This is a genomic window from Thermosipho japonicus (genome assembly GCF_014201655.1).
Lineage (GTDB): Bacteria > Thermotogota > Thermotogae > Thermotogales > Fervidobacteriaceae > Thermosipho > Thermosipho japonicus.
Map to the genome: position 1 here is coordinate 238,801 of NZ_JACHEX010000002.1, position 21,891 is coordinate 260,691.

Annotated in this window: 22 protein-coding genes; 19 read left to right on the forward strand and 3 right to left on the reverse strand. The window is 29.4% G+C overall.

The window, feature by feature from the left end; genetic code table 11:
- From panD to HNP65_RS05110, 6 genes are read left to right on the forward strand one after another with little or no spacing between them, the layout of a single operon-like run.
- Window positions 1-363: an aspartate 1-decarboxylase gene (gene panD / locus HNP65_RS05085; protein ID WP_184619231.1), complete on the forward strand. Its 363-nt coding sequence runs from the start codon at window positions 1-3 to the stop codon at window positions 361-363.
- A gap of 7 nt (window positions 364-370) precedes the next feature.
- Window positions 371-1,165 (forward strand): DUF4895 domain-containing protein, encoded by a 795-nt coding sequence (locus HNP65_RS05090; RefSeq protein WP_184619232.1) that lies wholly within the window; start codon window positions 371-373, stop codon window positions 1,163-1,165.
- A gap of 3 nt (window positions 1,166-1,168) precedes the next feature.
- Entirely contained in the window at window positions 1,169-1,768 is a 600-nt protein-coding gene (locus HNP65_RS05095) for a hypothetical protein (RefSeq protein ID WP_184619233.1), read from the forward strand.
- Window positions 1,769-2,485: a lipoate--protein ligase family protein gene (locus HNP65_RS05100; RefSeq protein ID WP_184619234.1), complete on the forward strand. Its 717-nt coding sequence runs from the start codon at window positions 1,769-1,771 to the stop codon at window positions 2,483-2,485.
- Window positions 2,473-3,171, forward strand: coding sequence for a 16S rRNA (cytidine(1402)-2'-O)-methyltransferase (gene rsmI, locus HNP65_RS05105; protein WP_184619235.1), 699 nt, complete (start codon window positions 2,473-2,475; stop codon window positions 3,169-3,171). The genes HNP65_RS05100 and rsmI overlap by 13 nt, the downstream gene beginning before the upstream one ends.
- Before the next feature lie 55 nt (window positions 3,172-3,226).
- A complete protein-coding gene (locus tag HNP65_RS05110) occupies window positions 3,227-3,424 on the forward strand; it encodes a cold shock domain-containing protein (protein ID WP_004100538.1) in 198 nt (65 codons plus the stop codon).
- 55 nt (window positions 3,425-3,479) lie between these two features.
- Here the strand turns inward: HNP65_RS05110 and HNP65_RS05115 are convergent, their stop codons facing one another.
- Window positions 3,480-3,695: an FmdB family zinc ribbon protein gene (locus tag HNP65_RS05115; protein WP_184619236.1), complete on the reverse strand. Its 216-nt coding sequence runs from the start codon at window positions 3,693-3,695 to the stop codon at window positions 3,480-3,482.
- 181 nt (window positions 3,696-3,876) lie between these two features.
- Between HNP65_RS05115 and HNP65_RS05120 the strand changes: the two genes are divergently transcribed.
- From HNP65_RS05120 to HNP65_RS05160, 9 genes are all read left to right on the forward strand, one after another.
- Complete coding sequence (locus tag HNP65_RS05120) at window positions 3,877-4,809, forward strand: glycosyltransferase family 4 protein (RefSeq protein ID WP_184619237.1); 933 nt, start codon at window positions 3,877-3,879, stop codon at window positions 4,807-4,809.
- 18 nt (window positions 4,810-4,827) lie between these two features.
- Window positions 4,828-5,418, forward strand: coding sequence for a hypothetical protein (locus HNP65_RS05125; RefSeq protein ID WP_246348192.1), 591 nt, complete (start codon window positions 4,828-4,830; stop codon window positions 5,416-5,418).
- A 9-nt stretch (window positions 5,419-5,427) separates the two neighbouring features.
- Window positions 5,428-6,330 carry a hypothetical protein gene (locus HNP65_RS05130; RefSeq protein ID WP_184619238.1) on the forward strand — a complete coding sequence of 301 codons (903 nt, stop codon included), beginning with the start codon at window positions 5,428-5,430 and terminating at the stop codon, window positions 6,328-6,330.
- Window positions 6,327-6,863: a VanZ family protein gene (locus tag HNP65_RS05135; protein WP_184619239.1), complete on the forward strand. Its 537-nt coding sequence runs from the start codon at window positions 6,327-6,329 to the stop codon at window positions 6,861-6,863. The genes HNP65_RS05130 and HNP65_RS05135 overlap by 4 nt, the downstream gene beginning before the upstream one ends.
- Before the next feature lie 67 nt (window positions 6,864-6,930).
- Window positions 6,931-7,800: a bifunctional riboflavin kinase/FAD synthetase gene (locus HNP65_RS05140; protein ID WP_184619240.1), complete on the forward strand. Its 870-nt coding sequence runs from the start codon at window positions 6,931-6,933 to the stop codon at window positions 7,798-7,800.
- Entirely contained in the window at window positions 7,790-8,401 is a 612-nt protein-coding gene (nth, locus tag HNP65_RS05145) for an endonuclease III (RefSeq protein WP_184619241.1), read from the forward strand. The genes HNP65_RS05140 and nth overlap by 11 nt, the downstream gene beginning before the upstream one ends.
- Entirely contained in the window at window positions 8,398-9,540 is a 1,143-nt protein-coding gene (locus HNP65_RS05150) for a DegT/DnrJ/EryC1/StrS family aminotransferase (RefSeq protein WP_184619242.1), read from the forward strand. Before nth ends, HNP65_RS05150 begins: the two co-directional genes overlap by 4 nt.
- 1 nt (window position 9,541) lies before the next feature.
- Window positions 9,542-9,736: a hypothetical protein gene (locus HNP65_RS05155; RefSeq protein ID WP_184619243.1), complete on the forward strand. Its 195-nt coding sequence runs from the start codon at window positions 9,542-9,544 to the stop codon at window positions 9,734-9,736.
- Window positions 9,737-9,777: 41 nt separating this feature from the next.
- Window positions 9,778-11,118: an NCS2 family permease gene (locus HNP65_RS05160; RefSeq protein ID WP_184619244.1), complete on the forward strand. Its 1,341-nt coding sequence runs from the start codon at window positions 9,778-9,780 to the stop codon at window positions 11,116-11,118.
- A gap of 67 nt (window positions 11,119-11,185) precedes the next feature.
- On the opposite strand, the gene HNP65_RS05165 is transcribed toward HNP65_RS05160, so the two are convergent.
- Both HNP65_RS05165 and HNP65_RS05170 read right to left on the reverse strand, forming a co-directional pair.
- Window positions 11,186-11,998: a DUF4382 domain-containing protein gene (locus tag HNP65_RS05165; protein WP_184619245.1), complete on the reverse strand. Its 813-nt coding sequence runs from the start codon at window positions 11,996-11,998 to the stop codon at window positions 11,186-11,188.
- Between the two features lie 125 nt (window positions 11,999-12,123).
- Window positions 12,124-15,363 carry an O-antigen ligase family protein gene (locus HNP65_RS05170; protein ID WP_184619246.1) on the reverse strand — a complete coding sequence of 1,080 codons (3,240 nt, stop codon included), beginning with the start codon at window positions 15,361-15,363 and terminating at the stop codon, window positions 12,124-12,126.
- A gap of 87 nt (window positions 15,364-15,450) precedes the next feature.
- On the opposite strand from HNP65_RS05170, the gene HNP65_RS05175 reads away from it, so the two are divergent.
- From HNP65_RS05175 to HNP65_RS05190, 4 genes are read left to right on the forward strand one after another with little or no spacing between them, the layout of a single operon-like run.
- A complete protein-coding gene (locus HNP65_RS05175) occupies window positions 15,451-16,701 on the forward strand; it encodes a hypothetical protein (protein ID WP_184619247.1) in 1,251 nt (416 codons plus the stop codon).
- Complete coding sequence (locus HNP65_RS05180) at window positions 16,695-18,494, forward strand: hypothetical protein (protein ID WP_184619248.1); 1,800 nt, start codon at window positions 16,695-16,697, stop codon at window positions 18,492-18,494. Before HNP65_RS05175 ends, HNP65_RS05180 begins: the two co-directional genes overlap by 7 nt.
- Before the next feature lie 52 nt (window positions 18,495-18,546).
- Complete coding sequence (locus HNP65_RS05185; RefSeq protein WP_184619249.1) at window positions 18,547-19,737, forward strand: CsgG/HfaB family protein; 1,191 nt, start codon at window positions 18,547-18,549, stop codon at window positions 19,735-19,737.
- Window positions 19,738-19,751: 14 nt separating this feature from the next.
- Complete coding sequence (locus tag HNP65_RS05190; RefSeq protein ID WP_184619250.1) at window positions 19,752-21,800, forward strand: LPP20 family lipoprotein; 2,049 nt, start codon at window positions 19,752-19,754, stop codon at window positions 21,798-21,800.
- The last annotated feature ends 91 nt before the right edge of the window (window positions 21,801-21,891 follow it).

The following is a 21,891-nucleotide window of genomic DNA, read 5'->3' on the forward strand; positions in this document are numbered from 1 at the left end:
ATGCAAGAGATAATGTTAAAATCTAAAATTCATATGGCCAAAGTAACAGACAAAAGCATTAATTACATGGGAAGTATAGGAATTGATACGGAGTTGTTAGAAAAGGCCGGCTTGAAACCTTATGAATTAGTTTTAGTTGCCGATGTAAATAATGGTCAAAGATTTGCAACTTACATTATTCCCGAAGAAAAGGGAAGTAAAAAGATAGTGGTAAATGGTGCTGCAGCAAGATTAGTAGAGCAAGGAGACAGAGTAATTATAATGGCGTTTGCTATGTATGATAGCAATGAATATAAAGGCCCAAAAGTGATTATAATGAATGAAAAAAACGAAATAGTTGAAATTAAGCAAGAGGGAGTTTAAAAGAAAAATGGTATATTTCGGCCCCGAAAAGTTAAGTTATATTGGTAAAAAGTTGGAAAATATACTATCCAGCGACAAAGAAAAACTCTTAGATTTTCTAAATAGTTATAAAGAAAAATTGGATGTTTTTCACAAACATCTAATATTGGTTTCTGTTTCAAGCGATAATGATTTTGCATTAAGTGCTGGCTTTACCCCTGATGGTAAGTTTTTTTATGGTATTTCAATCACAAGTCCGTTTTTAAAATCTCCATCGTTGTACAAAATAAAAGATTATGTCAACGAAGAATTTGAAGCATTATACAACGCTATTTTTAATAAAAGCACAATTTCTAAGGTTCAAGCTGGAATTATAAGGTTTCCACTTCAAACTCATTTTCTTGCTGTTGGTGGTGAAAAATCACTGGTATCAAAAGAAATGTTTTCAGAAGAAATTACCGGAAAGCCTTGGCTTAATTTTGCAAAAATAATTGACAATGAAGCTTATGAAAAAATTATGAATATAAATGGTAAAAAAATAGGATTTCTAAAAATGTCATTAACTGATGATGGTATATATTTCTTCGGAATCATTAATGATCCACATAAAAATCTATATGCCGAATTCTTCAGATTTTTAAAGGAAAAATATAAACTGCCTTCTGGGAAATACTATCCTGTTATGGAAATTAAAGACAAAGTTGTTGGAACGTTTAAGCTTGAATTAGAAGAAATTTTTTCCGAAGAAAAGTGGAAAATTTTGGAAAAATTTATAGACGATTTTGAAAAATTTAGGAGGTTCGTTGCTCAAATGGGGGGATAGCTTATGATTAATGTTTCAAACATCGAGGAAGTATTAACTAAGATTCCTGGAATTCAGGCTGCAAAAGCTGTTGTTGAAGATGAAGAAATTGTTGAACTTCATGTAGTTGCAGATGATGAAAAACTTCCAAAGCAAATTGTCCGAGATATAGAGACAGTTTTATTTGCAAGCCTTGGTATTAAAATTGACAGAAAAGTTATAAGTATAGCACAACTAAATTCCAAAATTGAAACTTCTAAAGTCTTACCTTACAGACTTGAAAAATTAGACGTAAAAAACGAAGGTAAAAATATTAAAGTTTCTGTTGAAATCGTACATGGGCAGGAAAAAATGTCCGGTGAATTTTCCGGTCCTAAAACAAGTAGAAATATACCTATTGTAATTGGAAATGCTGTTTTAAATGCTCTTGAAAACATACACGATTTTGTAATATCCGTTGATGATATAGCTGAAGTTTCTTTAGCCGGAAAAAACTTTTTAATAACTCACCTTACCAAAGAATATAAAAATGTAGAAGAAAGTATTATAGGAGCTGCTCCAATAGAAAAGGATAAAAATACAGCAATTGCTGAAAGTGTCTTAGATGCATTTAGGAGGTTGTAAATGTTTTACATAGAGACTTGGAAAATACCTGGAGATTTGAATATGGCAATTGATTATGTTTTGGGCAAAAGCCAAAGCTCTTACTTTAGACTATATACTTGGAAAAATCCTACTTTATCCCTTGGTAAAAATCAATCAGTTGAAGTAGTAAATACTACATATTTGAAAGAAAATGGGATCGATTGTGTTAAAAGACCTACAGGTGGAAGAGCTGTTTTACATAGTGAAGAGTTAACATACAGCTTTATTATTCCAAATACCGACCCATTGTATAGACTCTCTGTTTTAAAGCTTTATAAAGAAATTTCTACTATTATTGTTGAGGCATTAAATAATATAGGTATCCCCGCTGAGATTGTTTCTCACTCTAGTAGGGGAAATACTCAGTTATGCTTTGATGCTCCATCATGGTATGAAATAGTACTTAATGAGAAAAAAATTATAGGAAGTGCACAAATGAGAACAAAAAGTTTTGTATTGCAGCATGGTTCAATAGTACTTAAAACAACTACAGGAATTGAAAAATGTTTTAAAGATGGAAATGAGCCTATAACCCAATATGGATTGGATCTTGCAAAAGAAATTGATATAGAAGAATTAAAGAATTCTCTCTACAAATCGTTTAGTAAAAGATTTCAACTTAAAAGATTCGAAAAAATAAATGAAATAATTTCCCTAGCTGAAAATGAAAGGATGAAGTTTAAATGCTATATTTAATTGGAACACCCATTGGAAATTTGGAAGATATTACATTGAGAGCGCTGAGAATACTCCGAGAAGAGATAGATTATATTTTTGCTGAAGATACAAGAAGAGCTTTAAAGCTCTTAAATTTTTTTGATATAAAAAAGCCTGTGGATTCATTTAATGAACATTCATCAATAAAAAAGAAAAACAAAATTTTAGAATTACTAAAAGATAATAAAAACGTAGCATATATCTCTGACGCTGGAATGCCTGTTATATCTGATCCAGGTACAGAACTAGTAAATATATGCCTTGAAAATAATATTCCCTGGGATGTTATCCCTGGCCCCAGTGCACCCATTACAGCATTAAGTGCGAGCGGATTCTATGGAAATAGATTTTTATTCCTGGGGTTTATGCCTCGTGATAAAAAAAGAAGAAGACTTTTAAGAATGATTAAAGAAGAAAATCTTGCAGAAGTTTTCGTGTTTTTTGAAAGTCCAGAAAGGTTATTAAAAACTCTAAAAGATATTTTTGAAATAATTGGAGATGTTGAAATATTTATTGCAAGAGAACTTACAAAAATATATCAAGAATACTTTAAAGGAGCAATTTCAGAGGCTATTGAACACTTTTCATCAGGTGTAAAAGGAGAAATTACTGTTGTTTTTAAAAACAAGTTGTTGACAAAAAATAATAATGGGTGTATACTCTAATCAACCCCGGAAGGAAACGGGGAATGTAAAAAGATTTACGAGGAGGCGTTTTTTTATGAAAGGTACAGTAAAGTGGTTTGATGCAAAAAAAGGTTATGGATTCATTACTAAGGAGGACGGAGAAGATATCTTCGTACACTGGAGTGCAATCCAAACAGATGGTTTCAAAACATTAAAAGAAGGTCAAGAAGTTGAATTTGACGTTCAAGATGGACAAAAAGGTCCACAAGCAGCAAATGTAAAACCTCTTTAATTTGTAAAGTTAAAGTAGGATAATAATCAGCCCCCATTTAATGGGGGCTTTTAATTTATTTTGAAGAACTATCACTTGAAGAAGTTGAAGAAGATTTTCTACTATCTGTAATATAAAAACCACTGCCTTTAAAAACTATACCAACTCTTCCAATTGCTCTTTCCATTTTTGAACCACAAACATCACAGGTGATATCAGGATTATCGTTAATAGAATGAAGTTCTACTTTTTCGTGACCACAACTCTTACATACATACCTATACATTGGCATATTCTCACCTCCTGTCTTATTTTCAGTAACTTTATATTTTCATTTTATATTATCTAATATCATTTATCATTCGTCAAGTATAAATGTTAAATTTTAAGGAAAATAGTTTTCTTATCTTAGTTATGATAAAATATCATATGTAAATACATCCTTTATATCTTAAATTTTAAGGAGGTTTTATATGCTCTATGTATTCGTTGGTTCTTTTATTCTGACACTTATTTTAATACCTTTTTTGAGAAAAATAGCTTTTAAATTTGGTATAGTTGACAAACCAGATAACAAACTTAAAAACCACGAGAAATCAACTCCTTATTTAGGTGGTGCAGCGTTTGTTTTCTCATTTCTGATTTTTACGCCATTTAGCCTATTTAGAAAACTGTATATTGTAGTTCTTAGTTTAATGGGACTTTATGACGATCTAAAATCAATAAACCCTTGGTTAAGATTAACTATAGAATTTATAATAGGATTTCTTGTATCTACAAGATTTTTAACAAATCCTATTGAATTAATTATTGCCACAATTTTTTACGCTTTTTTGATTAACTCTGTAAATATGATGGATGGAATGGATGGAGTTTGTGCAATAACTTCAACCATAGCTGCATTTGGACTTATATGGACCGTCACATTTCCAAATGATAAATATTATTTAATATCACTTATTGGATCATTACTTGCTTACCTTTTATTCAACTTTCCACCTGCAAAAATTTTCATGGGTGATATGGGAAGTTACACAATCGGAGCAATTTTAGGAGTTTCCGTTATTTCATCTTTTTCCAAGAGTTTATCACACACTATAGCAGCTTTAATAATTTTAAGTCCTTTTTTCCTGGACACATTTACAAGTATGACTAGAAGAGTTCTTGCTGGAAAATCACCTTTTGAAGGTGACAGAGATCACATTTATGATAAACTTTACAAAAGATTAAAAGATAAAAGAAAAACGTTTTTCACAATGGCTTTGATAAGTTCTATTTTTTGTCTACTAGGTATTTTATACATAAAATACGATAAACTTTCACTTTTTCTTACAGGATTTATGCTGACTATTTTAACAATTAAACTGTCTCTTTTAAAATATGATAATAAAGAGTTTGAAAACTAAAAAGAAAGGGTGTTCTATTTGTCATTAAAAAATAAAAATCTTTTGATAATGGTATTGGCAGTTGCTCTATCAATAATTACATATTTCTTATTCAGAGAAATGTATTATTCTAATTCCGACTTTCCCTATTCCCAAGAAATTCTTGCCGCTCTTATAGGAACCGTCATAACTATACTAATTACATCACTTCTTTTAAACAAACAAACTGAAGTAGAAATGCTTAAAGAAGAAAATTTAAAAATTCTTGAATTAAAAGCAAGCATTTATAATGAGTTATTTAGCTATTTAGAAAAAGTGTTTTTAAAGCAAGAGGTGACAAAAAGTGATATTATAAAGCTCAAACTCATAAACCAAAAGCTTTCAACAATAGCATCTATTGATGTTTTAAAAATATTTGAAAAATTTATTGAAGAATTTAACCTCGCTACCAAAGATAAAAAGATTTTAGGTGACGACATTGATGATTTGCTTGAAATATTATCATCGCTTTCCAATGCTATCAGATACGATTTACTTGAAGGAAAACACGTTGAAAAAGCATCAGAAAAATCGGAAATTTTCAACCAAATTTTAAAGAATACGGAAAAATTAGAAAAAAACGAAGTATAGGAGGAAAAAATGCTCTGGTCTTTTATTCTTTCGTTTTTATTATCACTTATATCACTTCCTATAATAAGAAAAATATCTATTAAATACAATATTATTGATAAAAAAAGTTCCATACCATATTTTGATGGATTATCTATTATTTTTTCACTATTACTTTGTACACCGTTTAATATTTTTCAAAAATTTTATATTATTATATTTGGATTTTTAGGTATTTACCTTGACTTAAAAACAATAAATTATTTAATAAAGCTTTTAATAGAAGCATTATTAGGGTACCTTGCAACAAGTCAATATTTATCAAATCCAGTTGATTTAATAATAGCTATTTTGTTCTTTATATTTATAGTTAACTCAATACAAAATAAAGAGGAAAAAAGAAAGCCTCTTTCTATTGTATTTTTAATCTCCTCACTTTTTTTAGTTTTAACTATCTCAGTTCCATTCAATAAATACTTTCTACTTTCCATTTCTGGCTCTTTAATCGCGTATGTAGTTTATAATTTCTCAATAAGGAAAGTTTTCCTAGGAAATACTGGGAAGTATGCTATTGGAAGTATTTTTGGAATTTCAGTAATTTCTTCCCTTTCAAAAGGATATATATACTTTTTTGCTTCTATCATAGTTCTTTTACCATATTTATTAGATACAACTGTGGTTATGTTTAGAAAAATAATCTACAAAAAGCACTTGGTAGAAGATGACAAAAACAATATCTTTGATAAAGTGTTTAAAAAGGTAAAAGATAGGAGAAAAGCTGAATTTCTTTTTCTAATAATATATTTGATCTTTTCACTAAATGGATTTTATTTCCTCTATTATCCATATATTTCTTTAGTTATTTCTGTTTTATTTTCAATTTTTATAATATACAAATTAGAACTTTTTAAATATGACGGTGATAATAAATGAAGAAAAAAGCAATCTTTATTTTCATAATAATCATACTTTGGATCTTACTAATATTTTATTTTTCCTCACGTAATCCTCTTTATTCATCACAACAATCATCTTTTGTCACTAGGGTATTAAGAAAAATAGACCAGATAATAGACTTTTCAGATACCACGTTGTTTAAAAAGATGGAAATATTTTTAAAGAAGCTATGGTTTAAAACCCAATACGTTCCTGCGGAAATGTTAGTAAGAAAAACCGCACATTTTGGCCTATATTTTATACTAGGCTTTTTTAGCTTTTTTGGTTTTCATTTGCTTATTAAAAAATTTTTTTCGATTCTACTTGCTATAACCTTCCCAAATCTTATAGCAGTTTTAGATGAATATACCCAGCAGTATTACAATCGTGGTTCCTCATTAAACGATGTAATTATTGACCTATCAGGCATTATATTTGGTGTTACTTTTGCAGTTATTGTATATTATACTTTTAAATTAATAAGGAAAATTTTTAAGAAAAAAGGAAATTCTGAAAATTTACAAAACTAAAGAAAGTGTAATAATTACTATATTATCGTGTAAAATGAGAATGATATAATCAATTTGAGGTGGTTATATGCGCGTAGTAACGGTAGGTGTATTTGATGGAGTACATAGAGGTCATCAAGAAATTCTAAACTCTCTAAAAAATCTTTCAAAGGAATATAATGCATCACCTGAAATATATACAATAGTTTTTCCAATGGAATATTATACAGGAAATTTTGATGGTCTCTTAATTTCACTTGAAGATAGAATTACCCTACTTGAAATGTACGGCAACGTTTATACGTTAAATCTCCATGAAATAAAAGATCTTTCGCCTTACGATTTTTTTGATTTTATTTCAAAAGACACCAAAGCAATAGTAGTTGGTCAAGATTTTAGATTTGGAAAAAATGCTGCAGGAAATATTAAATTACTTGAAAAACTTTCAAAAGAAAAAAATATTAATCTCAATGTAGTCAATGATCTAATCATAGATGGTAAGAGAGTAAGTAGTACTTTAATAAGAAAGCTATTGAAAGAAGGCAATATTAAAAAGGTAAATTATCTTCTTGGAAGAAATTATCCTATTTATGGAAAAGTATACAAAGACAAACAACTTGGACGCAAATTAGGCTTTCCAACAGCAAATATTAGAAGATCTAAAGAGTTAATTACTCCAAAATTTGGAGTTTATCTTTGTAAAGTCTACACACCAAAATTACATTTTGGATTAATGAATATCGGACTAAGGCCAACTGTTGAAAAAACAAAAAGCGTTAAATACGAAGTTTACATTCTTGATTTTAATGAAGAATTATATGGAAAAGAAATTAGAGTTGAACTTCTTGAATATTTAAGAGATGAAACAACATTTGATAGTATCGATGCTTTAATTGAGCAAATGAAAAATGATGAAAAAACGGCAAGAAAGTTGTTGGAGGAAAAATATGGAAATTGAAAAAGTTGCAAAGTTAATAATTAAGAATTTTCCAAGGGATCATAAAGAAAAAGATCCCTTTAAGGTTTTAATTACAACAGTTCTAAGTCAAAGAAGCAAAGATGAAAACACCGAAATTGCCGCTGAAAATCTTTTTAATAAATATAAAACACCGTTTGAACTTTCAAAAGCAAAAGAAAAAGATATATATGAATTAATAAAACCTGCAGGCTTATACAGGCAAAAAGCAAAAAGAATCATAGAAATTTCAAAAATAATAGTTGAAAAATACTCTGGAATAGTACCAGATAGTTTAGAAGAACTCTTAAAACTTCCAGGTGTTGGTAGAAAAACAGCAAATATAGTTTTATACGTTTCTTTTTCAAAACCGGCATTAGCAGTTGACACTCACGTTCATAGGATCTCAAACAGACTTGGGTGGGTAAATACAAAAACTCCAGAAGAAACTGAATTCAAACTCATGGAAATACTTCCTAAAAATCTTTGGGGGCCTATCAATGGGTCTATGGTGGAGTTTGGAAAAAAAGTGTGCAAACCTGTATCTCCAAATTGTAAAATATGCCCGATTTCAAAATACTGCAAGTGGGAGGGGAAAAGATGATACCTTTATTTGATATTACAAGACAATACTCAAAAATAAAATCAGAAATAATTGAAGCAATTGATAATGTTATTTCAAAAGGAAGGGTCATTCTAGGACAAGAAGTCGAAAAATTAGAACAAAATATTGCAAATTTTATTGGTGTTAAATTTGGAATAGGTGTTGCAAATGGGAGTGATGCGCTTGTTATCGCACTAAAGGCAATGGGAATTAAAGAAGGTGAAAAAGTAATAACAACTCCATATACATTTTTTGCTACAGCTTCGGCAATAGTTAGAAATGGTGGTATCCCTATATTTGTAGATGTTGACAGCAAAACCTATAACATTGATCTAAATCAGGTTGAAGACATACTAAAAAAGGAAAAGGTATTTGGTATAATCCCTGTTCATCTTTTTGGCCAAACCGTTGATCTTGAAGGGCTATATTATCTAAAAGAAAAGTATGGCATAAAAATTCTTGAGGATTGTGCTCAATCAATAGGCTCAGAAGGGATTTTAAACGGTCAAGTCAAGAAAAGTGGAAGCATAGGAGATGCTGCTATTTTTTCATTTTTTCCAACCAAAAATTTAGGTGCATACGGTGATGGTGGAATGATCGTAACAAATGATGAAACAATATATGAAAAGTCAAAAATGCTTAGAGTACATGGTGCAAAAAAGAAATATTTTCATGAAGAAATAGGTTTTAATTCAAGATTAGATGAAATTCAGGCTGCAATTTTAAATGTTAAATTTAAATATCTAAATTCATGGACTGAAAATAGAATTAAAATTGCGAAAAAATACAAAGAAGAATTTGAAAAACACAAATTAGAAGTAATATATCCGAAAATTCTTAATAAACCTTACAAATACCACGTATTCCACCAATATGTAGTAAAATTCAAAAGTAATAAAATAAGAGAAAAGGTTAGAGAATATATATCTGAAAATAAAATAGGAACAAGCCTTTATTATCCGGTTCCACTTCATCTTCAAAAATGTTTCACTTATTTAGGATATAAAGAAGGAAGTCTCCCTGTTTCAGAAGAACTTTCCAAAACAACTCTTGCTCTACCAATATTCCCAGAATTAGAAGAAAAAGAAATTGGAATAATTGTTCAAAAAATAAAAGAGGCTATAGAGGAGGTAGAATAAAATGGAAAACAACACACTCGAAGAATTAGTCAGGAGATATTTAAAGGTAAAAGAAACAATAAAGGAATTAAACAGAGAAAAAAAGGAATTAGAAGAAATGATCGTAGAATTTGTTGAGCATATGGACATAGATAACATCATAGTGGATGGGGTTATGGTAGAATTTACTAGAAAAACAAAAATCCAAATAAAATAAAGCTTTTTTCTATCTTTATTTCTCAAGGGGGAGGAGAGAGTATGGAAAAATTTTTTAAGTTGAAAGAAAGTGGCAGCTCTGTCAAAACTGAGATTATTGCAGGTATAACTACATTTTTAACTATGGCTTACATCATATTTGTGAACCCAAACATCTTGATCAACGTAATTCCCGGTGCAACTCCTGATAGTCCTCTTTATGCACAGTTTTTTGGTGCATTCATGGTTGCAACTATATTAGGTGCCGCAACTGCAACTTTAATTATGGGACTTTGGGCAAATTATCCATTTGCACTTGCACCTGGAATGGGACTTAACGCATATTTTGCATTTACTGTTTGTGGAAAACTTGGAATTGATTGGAGAGTTGCACTTGCTGCAGTATTTGTAGAGGGTATATTATTCATTCTACTTGCAGTTAGCGGTGTTAGAGGATTTGTAGTTAAAGCAATTCCAAATTCAATTAAACTTGCAACAAGTGCCGGTATAGGACTTTTCATTGCATTTATAGGACTCAAAAGTGCTGGTATCGTAATTGCTGATGGTGCAACTTACGTAACACTAGGTGATTTAACTTCCCCAACTGCTTTAGTAACAATAATCGGATTTTTCATTATTGCTATTTTATTTGCACTTAGAGTCCCTGGTTCAATTTTAATAGGTATTCTAGCATCAACATTTATAGGGATGATACCTGCTTTTAATGTAACAAACTTCCAAGGAATAGTAGGAAAAATACCAGATATCTCTCCTACATTTTTCAAATTATTTGAAAAATTCTCATGGGCCGATCTTGCAAGTGGAACATTCTGGATAGTCGTATTTACTTTCTTCTTTGTTGACTTTTTCGATACTCTTGGAACATTAACAGGACTTGCCGAAAGTGCAGGATTTATTAAAAATGGCGAATTCCCAAGGGCTAACAGAGCTTATCTTTCTGACGCGGTTGGAACAACTGTAGGTGCATTATTTGGAACTTCTACAGTTACTACATATATCGAAAGTAGTACAGGTATAGCAGAAGGCGGAAGAACTGGACTCACTGCAGTAGTTGTTGCAATTTTAATGCTTTTAATGCTGTTTTTTGCACCTCTTGGAATGAGCATTCCAGCTGCAGCTACCGCACCTGCTCTTATATTTGTTGGCGCGTTAATGCTTAAAGGTCTCAAAGGTGTTAACTGGGATGATATAACAGAAGCACTACCTGCCTTCATCACAATGATAATAATGCCTCTTACATATTCAATTGCAAATGGTATTGCACTCGGTTTAATTGTCTATCCAATCGTAAAAACATTCAGCGGTAAAACAAAAGATGTTCACTGGCTCAATTGGATTCTTGCATTCTTGTTTGTACTATACTTAATTTATTTAAGAGGATAAATATATCTATAGCAAAATAAAAAGCAGCCGCACATGCGGCTGCTTTTGTTGTAATTTTTAATACCAATCATTTGACATTTATGGATCTGAACACATCTTCTCCACTTACAGTTACAACTTCAGAAGCATCTTCAGTAAGCGACAACAAATCCAAATCTTCAGTTTCGTCTGGTAATTCTACATTCTTATACACTTTTATTAGATATTCACCATCTTTCCACTTTCCAAGATTAAATTCTCCATACTTGTTAGTCATCGTAATTCTTAATACAGTTGATTCATCAGTTGGCATTAAAGCTACTATAGACAATTTTAAAGGATTTCCTGATTCAAGAACTTCACCCTTTATAAAATACAACTTTCCTCTTCTAAATGTTGGTTTTAACACTGGATTTAAAATATATACATTTGATAATCCTTTCTGATGTAGAGAACGTGCTAAATCAAAATCAAGTACTAATTCCCCACCACTTAGAATGTTTAATGCAGATTTAATTACTTTAACATCTTTATTTTTAACTTCTACAGGGTATTCTTCTCCTCCAACTGTTACAGTAGCTTCTTCAATTGTTAGTCTTAACTGAGTTAATGACGCATTTTCAGGAAGTTCAATATTAAGCCATGAAACTTCTGTCCCTGCAAGACTTAATATATCTATAGTAGTTGCAACATTAGTAGGCGCTGCCCATTCCCCTTCTTTATCACCTATTGCGTAATGATATGTAAAGGAAGAAATATCAACTGTTAATTTATCAATATCTGAAACTGGTCTATCTGTTAAAAGCACCGAAACTGTTGTTGTATCTTCAAACAAATTCAAACAACCAAAAAATGCAAATAAAATAACAAATAAACTTGAAATAACCAATACCTTCTTCATAATCTTCACCTCCTTTTGAGTAATTCATTTCGAATAATGTTTTACCACGATTTTATTCATTTTTTGATTATATTCTGATAAAAAACTCCGAAGCTATCTAGCTTCGGAGTCTTAATTTTTGGCTTTTATTCTTTTACTATATTTTCAAGATATTCAATAATTTCTTCTTTCGTATTCAGTGGTGTAGCCTCAAACAATGTATTTGACCAATCCGAAATTACTGCTTCCCACATATTATCAGTCATTTCTTTATAATTATTTAGTAGTTGTTTTGCATTATATTTAAGATCATTTTCAACTAATTTATAATGTGCAATAAATCTTGCATAACTTTCATACACCATTGCATAACTAGGTGGATTATTTATTATTCCTTCAATTTTTCCTTTAATACTAATTATCGAATCCGTATTTAAGCCCAATTTTTGAAGTTCTGATAAAAATTCATTTAAATACTTTACGGATATGGAAGGCCAAATAGTATCTTTTGCCGTATCATACCAACTTATATAATTCTTTCCAATCAACGTTTTCATATACGTTGCCTCAAGTGATAGATAGTTATAGTTCAAAAATCCTTCTTTTATTTTATCAACTGTATCTTTAAACTTATTTACTATAACCTTTATTGCTTGTGGATGAACATTCTTAGACAAAAGTACATTTTCTATTTGCCTGCTATAAGATTCCTTTAAACTTTCCATTTGATTTTCAAAACCTTTAACATATTTTGCAACATCTTTTCTTGCTATTTCATACGATTCTTTATACTCATTCTTTATTTTCTCAAGCGTATATATAGATTCTTGAAATTGTCCATTTTTGTAATATTCAAATGCAGTTGCATGAACAAAATCCATAACACCATTTGGAACGCCCCAAATGCCTTTTAAAGACATATACTTTGCTGCTTTTATTTCCATGTTTGAAAGCCAATCTAAAAACTTCACTACTGATGGAATTGTAGGTGGTTGCAATTTAAATACCATGCCTGCAAAAAATCTATATATATCCTGACCTCTCGATGCCTTTGAAATATTAGGATTTTTCCAATCTGGAAATCTATTCCATCCACCTGGCATATTAACTATCGTTTTTTTAGAGTAGTTAACATATCCATCAAAAGTCTTTATAACTAGATCTTTAACATATTCATAATACTCTGAATCTTTTGGCAAATATGAAAGTAATTCCTTAAAGAGATTGTGTAAACTATGATATCTCATTGCAATTGCCTTGTAGGTATTTCTTTCATTAAATGCAAGAAGTGACGTTTCATAAATACCAATAGAATCTATTAATGCTTGAGTCGTAGCAAAATCAAATTTATCTAAAATTTCAATGTTTTGTTTAATAAACGGAGTAAGTTTTGAAAGCCATTTGTACTTATATTGCTCTGCAATTATCTTTTGATAATCATCGTATTCTTGATTAAATATCTTCTCGTAACTAGTCTTTATATTATTTTTCATCTTTTGCACTCTAAAATCTTGAACACAAAGAGTTGCAAGATAAAAATATGATTTACCATATGTATGTTCTACACTTACACTTTTCAATAACTTCTCTTTTGCAGTATCATAATATTGTTTTGCCATTTTTGGAAGTCTTACTTTTTGCTCTTTTAACTGCCTAATCTGTGAAAGTATCTGACTTCTTACATTATTTATTGCTGCTATTCTTTGGTTTTCAATTTCAATTTCATTGTACGGTAAATTCTTGCTTTCATACTCTTTTTTCTTAAGCTCTTTCCAAACTTCAGGTTTTAATTGTGAAAATTCTCCTCTAAAATTGTTTAAATCATCAAGCCTACCTTCAAGTTGATTGATATATGCATCAATTTTAGGATACTCCTCCATTATTTTTGCATATGTAAGGTATGCTGTATTACCATTTTTAAAATTGACTTCAGAAATAAATCTGTTCCATCTTAAATAAGTTGTTGTATAAACTAACAAAACAACAAGTATTGCTGTAACAATAGCTAAGATACCTTTTATTTGCTTATACTCCTTTTTGGTAAAGTATGGGCCAATAGCAACACTTGCAAAGAAAGTGGCCGCAAGAGCATTCGGTAAAAGATGCCCTGGAAAACTAAAGAAACTTTGAATTGCAAATCCAACTATAGATATTGAAAGTGATAAAAATAGTAGTAAATCATCCCTGTCTTCTATTTTCTTTGGTATTGTAAAAAAGTAATAGGCTAGTATAATCAAAAGAGCTATTAACAATGAAAAACCAACTATCCCAGTTTCACCCAACACTTGAAAATAATCATTGTGGGCTCTTTTAAAGTTATTCCAGCCATAATAAAGTTCTGGATGCTTTTCAAGGTATTCTCCCATTTTTGATATTGATAAAAGTTGATAAGTTGCTATTCCGCTTCCAAAAATTTTGTGATCTTCCCAAAGTTCTAGAGATGTAAACCACGACAAAAATCTTTCATCTTTACTTGAAATTGAGCTCATAGCAGAAAATCTGCTTGTCATACTTACTTTACCACCATTTGTTAAAGGATTATCAGTATTAAAAACAATCACTATAATAGTAGAAAGGACAATTAAACTTACAAATAGATATCTTGTAATAGCTCTTACCTTCTTTGGAATTTCTTTATTGATCTTTTTGCCCTTTCTCCATATAAAATACATTAAAATATAAAGTGATGTCATTATTATTATTGCAAGATACTCAGACCTTGTCTGTGATACTATAACTGCTACAAATCCTATTGCAAATGAAATAAACGCAAAAATTTTCATCAAAGCTACTTGCCAAAATTTCTTAAAAGATAATTCATTTGAAAGAATAAAATACAAAGCAATTGGAAGAAGCATATCAATGTAATTTGCAGTAAATATAACATTACCAACTGTTGATTTTATTGCTGCCCTTGAAAATGCTTGACCAACATTACCTAAAAACATAGAATATCCGCCATAAAAATTTAAAAGTGCATCAATTGAAATGACAAAGCCTGTAATCATAAATGTTATCAAAAACATGTGAATCCTCTTTTTTTCTTTATACTCACTGCTTATAAAAATTGCAAGTAACGCATTAAAAACAACATACAATGCTATATCAACAGATCTTCTAAAATAAAATGGATTATCTCTTAAAACATTAAATGATGAAATCACAGAAGATATAGAAAATAAAAACCATACAATATGTGCAGGTGTAATATAAAAACTTATCTTTTTTTCTTTAATCCATTTAAATGCAAGATAAGTAAACATTATTGACATAAAAAGTGTTAATATTGCATACTTTGGAACACTGAATTCATATGTGTATTTTGGACTTGCAAACAATGCTACTAACACTATCGCTATTTGAAATAACATGTCCTTGAATAACAAAGATACCCCTCCCTTTATCATTTTAATTTTCATATCAAATTATATCACTAATTTGATATAATTTCATTAATACAAGGAGGTGGATTAATGAAAAAGTTAATTTTATTATTTCTTGGAGTTGGTCTTACATTATTTTCTAATGTTCCAATCGTTAAAATAAATATTACAGCTCCAAGTTATATAGAAATTATTAATGCAACTATTTATGATTCCATAATAGAAAGTGGGAAATTCAAACTTTATTTGCAAGAAGAACTTAAAAAATTGTATCAAGAGCTCAGACTTCAAGATTTACTATCAAACAAAAATTCTATATTAAAAGAAAGCAAACAACCAATCATAAATTTCAATGTTGTAGTAAAAAATTTGCAAATAAAAGAAAAAAAAATAAAAAAAGATTATCTTATAAACAATGAATCTGGAGATTATGTACGAGTAGGTGAAAAATACATTAAAGTTCAAAAGGGAATCTATTATTCATATGACGTAAACACCTCAAGATATATTCCTTCAAAAGAGGGGTATTACATAAAAGGATACGACGGAAAATTTTATAACTCAAATAATTTTTACACAAAATTTTCCCATGAAGAGATAGTATATAAAGTTATTGGAAAAGTATATTACAATCTTTTTGGATATGCAAACGGTTCTTTTAGCTTTTCAAAAGAAATTAAAAAAAGATGGTATAAATGGGATGAAACGATTTTAAAGCCCTTAAAAAAAGAAAATAGTCAAATAGAAATTTTAAAATATATTGCATCAGTAATAAAATCAAACATACTTGAAAATATTAAAAATGCTTATAAATTAGAAGGAATAATTTACAACTTAAAAAAAGACAGAGTAATATTGAACATAGGCAAAAAAGATGGGGTGTTACCTGGAACAGTATTTACAATAGCAGAAAATAAAGGCCAAATAGTTATAAGAAATGTTGAAAACAATTATTCAGAAGCAGAATTTTACTACCTAAAAAAACATTCAAAAATAGAAATTGGAGATCAAGTAGTTGAAGATAGTAAAAAAATATTCATTCCTATATCACTAGGAATATACTACACAAATAACGGCTTGCTATTTTCTTTTGGCCTAAGACAAAGAGATGTTTACAATGATAAAAAGGCATTTTTAGTTGTAGATTACTTTCCAAATACTCGAAATTACATAATTACACTTGGATATAACATATTCGATTTTTATGAACTAAAAACTTACCTTCTACTATCAAATGATTTTTCAATAGGAGGTATGATAAAGTACGATTTATTTGATCTGATGTTTAATTATTCATTACAAAACAAGACATTTAATTTTGGTGGTGGTTTTTCATGGTAAAAAAAGTAATAATCTTAATTTTAATATTTTCAATATCACTATTTTCAAAAGTTATAATTATTAACAAAAGTGGATTCAAGCTAGACATAAATAGTGATTTATTCGACAAAAGTAACGATTTTGTTGTAATAAATATCTTTTCAGTTGAAAAAGAATTGGTACAAAGAAAAAAAGTAGAATTTTATCCTGATAGATACGGAAATTACATTTATTACAATGGAGATTATTATTACACCAGCAACCATCAAAGATATACATATAACCCTAAATACGATAGATTTATAGTAGATAATAAATATGGACAATACGTATATGCAAGCCGTTTCTACTGGGCTAGGAACGAAAAGCAAAAATATATAAAAAGTAATTTTTATAAAAAGAGAGAAAAAATAATAAAAGAAGAATATTACTATATTTCAGGTTATATAGTAGAAATAAGTTACCAAAATTTATTTTTAAAATCATTTACCCCTTTTGTTTTCAAAGTAAGATCATTAAATGATATAAACCAGCAAATAACAAATCTAAACAAAAACCTAAACAAATTTTACCCAGACAAAATAGATATTGTAGTAGATTTTGACGAAAAAATTCCTGACAAACTAAAAGCATTTATTTTAGGAAAACTTCAAGAAGATAATAGATACAATATATACGATAGAAAATATCTATATTACATATTTGATGAACTAAGACTAAGAGATCTTATAGGTAAAAATGCTGAAATAAAATTTAGAGTTCCTGAATACATAATTTCAGTTGAATCTATTAGTAGTCAACAGGAAACTACAACTCAAGATGAAATACTATTCTTTAGAAACGATATGAATGGGCAATACTTGTCAAACGGTTACAAGGTAGAAGTTGGTAAATATTATTCTTTCGACGGTAAAAATTACATACCGGACAGAGAAAATGGAAATTATGTAAAGATCTTAAACTTTATATGGAAAAAGGACAGATACACTACATTTTCCAATTTTTACGACGTTGTATCTATCGATAATTTAAAATATACAAATATGTATTTTTCAACACTTTTGAACGTTATAGAAACAAAAACAGCAAGAGTAATTTATTCTAAATATCTAGAAAAAAGTTTGTACTTTCCTGAAATAAGAATACTTGATAGATTTAAAAGTTATGAAACAGAAAGCAAAATAGACAACTTACTTAATTTATACAAAAGCTTCTCTTCTGACATTAAAAATCTTCTAAAAAAAGCTTTTCCGCTTTCTTCAATGGTAAAAAAAGTAGAAAAATTAAACGTTGAACTCTACGATGGAGAAAACATTGGTATAAAAAGTGGACAAGTATTTAGGATTTCAGATGACCACTGGACCGAAGGATATTTAAAAATAACTAATGTTTTTGCTACAAGTTCAAGTGGAGATATTTTCTATCTTCTTGATGAAAAAATTGAAAAATTTTCTCTTGCTTCTGAAGCATTTAAATACCCCTTAAGAGTTGGAATCAGCACAATGATAGGTTTATCAAATTTTGAAGAATATTACCTTCTTTTTAATATTAGAAACCTTGATATTAAAGGAAACGACAATTTTTCAGTTGGATTTGGAATTTTTAGTGACTATTACACATTTGAAATTTCAAAGAAGCTTTGGATTTTCGATGCCATTTTACGTTTATATTTTAAAGAAGAATCATTCGAATTTTTGCCAGCTTTAAGAATAAATACTGCAAAAAAATTTTCTTTGTTTTTAAATGAAATTTTTGGATTTTTCCTAGATGTTTCTCAAAAAGGATTTTCATCAGGTATTGTATTTGGATTTTAATATTTTTTTTAAGAATTAATTTATGTTATAATATTTCTTGGGGGTGGGAAAAATGAAAAAATTGGTAATATTTTTAGCGATTGTTAGTTTGTTTTCATCATTACTTGCTGTTACAATATCAGAAAAAATTGGAATAGTAATACTTCCTGCAAAAGTTGGAAATGGTTGGAATATGGATGAAGCAGATTTTCTCATATCAATTCTAGAACAAAAAGCCTTAGAACTTGGAAGATTTAGAGTATTCTCCCGTAATGATTTAGACATGATAGTTAAAGAAAGAAACCTTGGAGATCTAGGACTTGTTGAGCAAACATTTGAAGCTGGAAAAATTTTGGGGGCAAGATATGCAATTTTACTAACACTCACAGAACTTACATCAAATTATGAAAAAAACGGTTATACTGCAAGTTTAAGACTTTCTTTAAAATTATACGATCTTAAAAACGGAGAGCTTCTTGCTTCAACTCCATTTGCAAAAGAAACTTACGTTGAAGAAGAAACTCCCCAGAAAGCTATTAATTCTGTACTTATGTCTGCTGCCGACGATATCTGGTTATCACTAAGGGAATATTTCAAATTAGAAGCATATGTTTCAAAAATTGAGGGAAACAAAATTTACCTTGCAGGACTCGATCCAAAAATTGCAAAAAAAGGTTTTATATTCAAATTAGAAACTTCTACTGGAGAAGTTGGGTACGCTGAGGTAATAGGAATTGACAGAAATAATAATCTTGTAATTACAAAATTTAAGTATGGTGCAATGCCTTCAGTTTATGACCCTGCAATAGAATATCCTGTATCTTCAATGTTTGGCGGAATAAGTGTTGGGTTATACTCTGGAAAAATTGCACTTGGAATTGCGGGATGGCAAAATAATTTATACTTTGAAAGCGGTATAATTCTTTCATCTTTTGCAGGTTATATACCAGGCTATGTAACTTTGGGGGGAAGTTTTGATCTGATTGAAGTTGGGCAACTTACCGAAGCAATTTATGGAGGATTACAAATCTTAGCTATATATGATACAGAAACTACTAGTGAAAGTTCATTTTTACCTATATTTGGTATAAATATTGGAACAAGAATTAAATATGAATTTGAACCTAAATCTGGAATTTTTGTATCTGTTGGTGCATCTGCTCTATTCCCAGATAGTGTCAGTCAAAGCATTTATGATATATTATTTGGAATGGATACAACTTCATTCTTGCAAATTGGAGCAGGATACTTTATGTCATTTTGAGTAGGGGTGAACGAATGAAGAAAATACTTATTGTATTTATCTCTATCTTACTATTTTTCCTATTTTCATGCGATAATAACTCTTCAAGTAGTGAATCAAAAACATCAACAAACAATGTTGTTATTCCGTACGGCTTCATTGGAGCAGTAGGAGAAGGATATGGAAAAACCGATGTTGAATCAGAAGAAATTGCAAAAAAAGATGCTCTGAGAAAAATTGCAGAACAAATTTACGTGGAAATAAAAAGCGATTCTACTCTCAAAGAAAACCTAACACAAATTATTGAAAATAAACAAGTAAAAGAAAAAGCTGAAACAAAGCTTGAAAATATAGTTAACACAACAACTGATATAGAAATAGTTGGTGTTGATTTTACTTTGATCGATAAAAGATTAATCAATGGTCAATACTATACAAAAGTGTTAGGTCTTCTTGACAAAGAAACTGCATTATTTGCATATAGAACATACTTTGCCATCAAGATAGGGCAATCATTACTTGAAGGAAAAATGATATATTCAGCTCAAAAAATTGTTTCTGAATATGAAAAACTCATTTCCGAAAATAAGGATAAACTTCCTGCTAACATGGTTTCAGAGCTTATTTCAACCGTTTCTAAAATCAAAAAAAGCTGGAATAATATACTTGCACTTTATAATGATTTAGAAAATAAAGAAATTAATACGGTAGAAAATGCATTAAAGTTGCTAGAAGCAATTGATAAATTAAATTCTCAATGCGTTGATTTTCCACAAGATAAAATAGAACCTTTAAAAGAAAAGGCTAAAACATTTGTCAAAGATATAAAAATTACTTTAAATGGTCCAAAATCAGTTTCAGTTGGTCAAAGAATAGATATCTTTGTGGAGCTTTCTCCAAAAATAAAAGGAAATCACACTTTCAGTGTAAAATCTAAAAATGCAGAATTCCCTGAATTTGTAACAATTAAAGACGGAAAAGGTACTTTAAGTGGTATAGTAAAAGATAAAGATATCTTAGTAGAGGTATCACTTGGAAATCTCATTTTTGAAAGATACTCTCCAGGAACCAGCGAAGGTGCTGGCATTTCTTCACAAAAAGTAGGAGAGATAATTAGAATCTCATCACAAGGTGTAGCAACCCAAAGAAACGAAGCAATTGAAGAAGCGCTAATATTGGCTGTAAAAAAAGCAATCGGAATTGTCTTTTCGCAAGATGTTAACTTATTACTATCTATTCCAGTCGATAAAGATTTAATTAATGCACTTTTTGGTGTCTTAAAATACGAACTTGTAAATGAAAAATACGAAAACGGAACATATAATATAGTTATCAATGTAAGTTTCAACAGAGATGAATTTAAAGATTTAGTTACCAAGATTATAAGTCAAAAGCCAGTTGGATATGCAGTAATTGTTGTAAATAATGACCAATATGGATATATCGAACCAATTTTCGAAAATAAACTCTTAGAATCTGGCATTAACTTAGTTTCAAAGGAATATTCAAGAAAACTTGCGCAATATTCAGACCCAAATATTCTCTCAAAACTTGCAATCCTTAGTGCTGCAAAATATGTAATAAATATTAAAGTAAATTATGGAGAAGCGTACTCCAGTGAATACAAAATATGGTCAATGAGATTATTCTTAAACGTTCAAATAATAAATACTTTAACGGGACAAATTGTAAAAAGTGAAAACTTTGAAGATGTCGCAGCGGGGGCTACGAAAGAAGCTGCTTTATCAAAAATCCTAAATTCTGAAAAATTTTCTGATTTTATAAACAAGTTAATTGAGGAGCTAAAAAAGCCTTACTCATCTGCAGAAAAATCTAATGTAGTAAGAAAAATAAATCTAAAATTTTATTTTGAAAAATCAACTTACATATTAATTATGAAAGATTACTTATCAGAAAAATTTGGAAAAGTAGAATTAATCGAAAAAGAAGAAAATTATGGAATATTATCACTAAATACAAATTTAAAAAATGAAGAAATTATAAGTATAGTAACCTCATTTAGAAATTTAAATATTAAAGTTCTAAAAGTATCCTCCAACCAAATAGAATTCAAAATTAATTAAAAGTTATTCCCACCTTACCAACAAAGTAAGGTAAGGTGGGGTTTCATCCAAATGCCCACACATTAATCCATCTACCAAAGTGTTTCCCCAG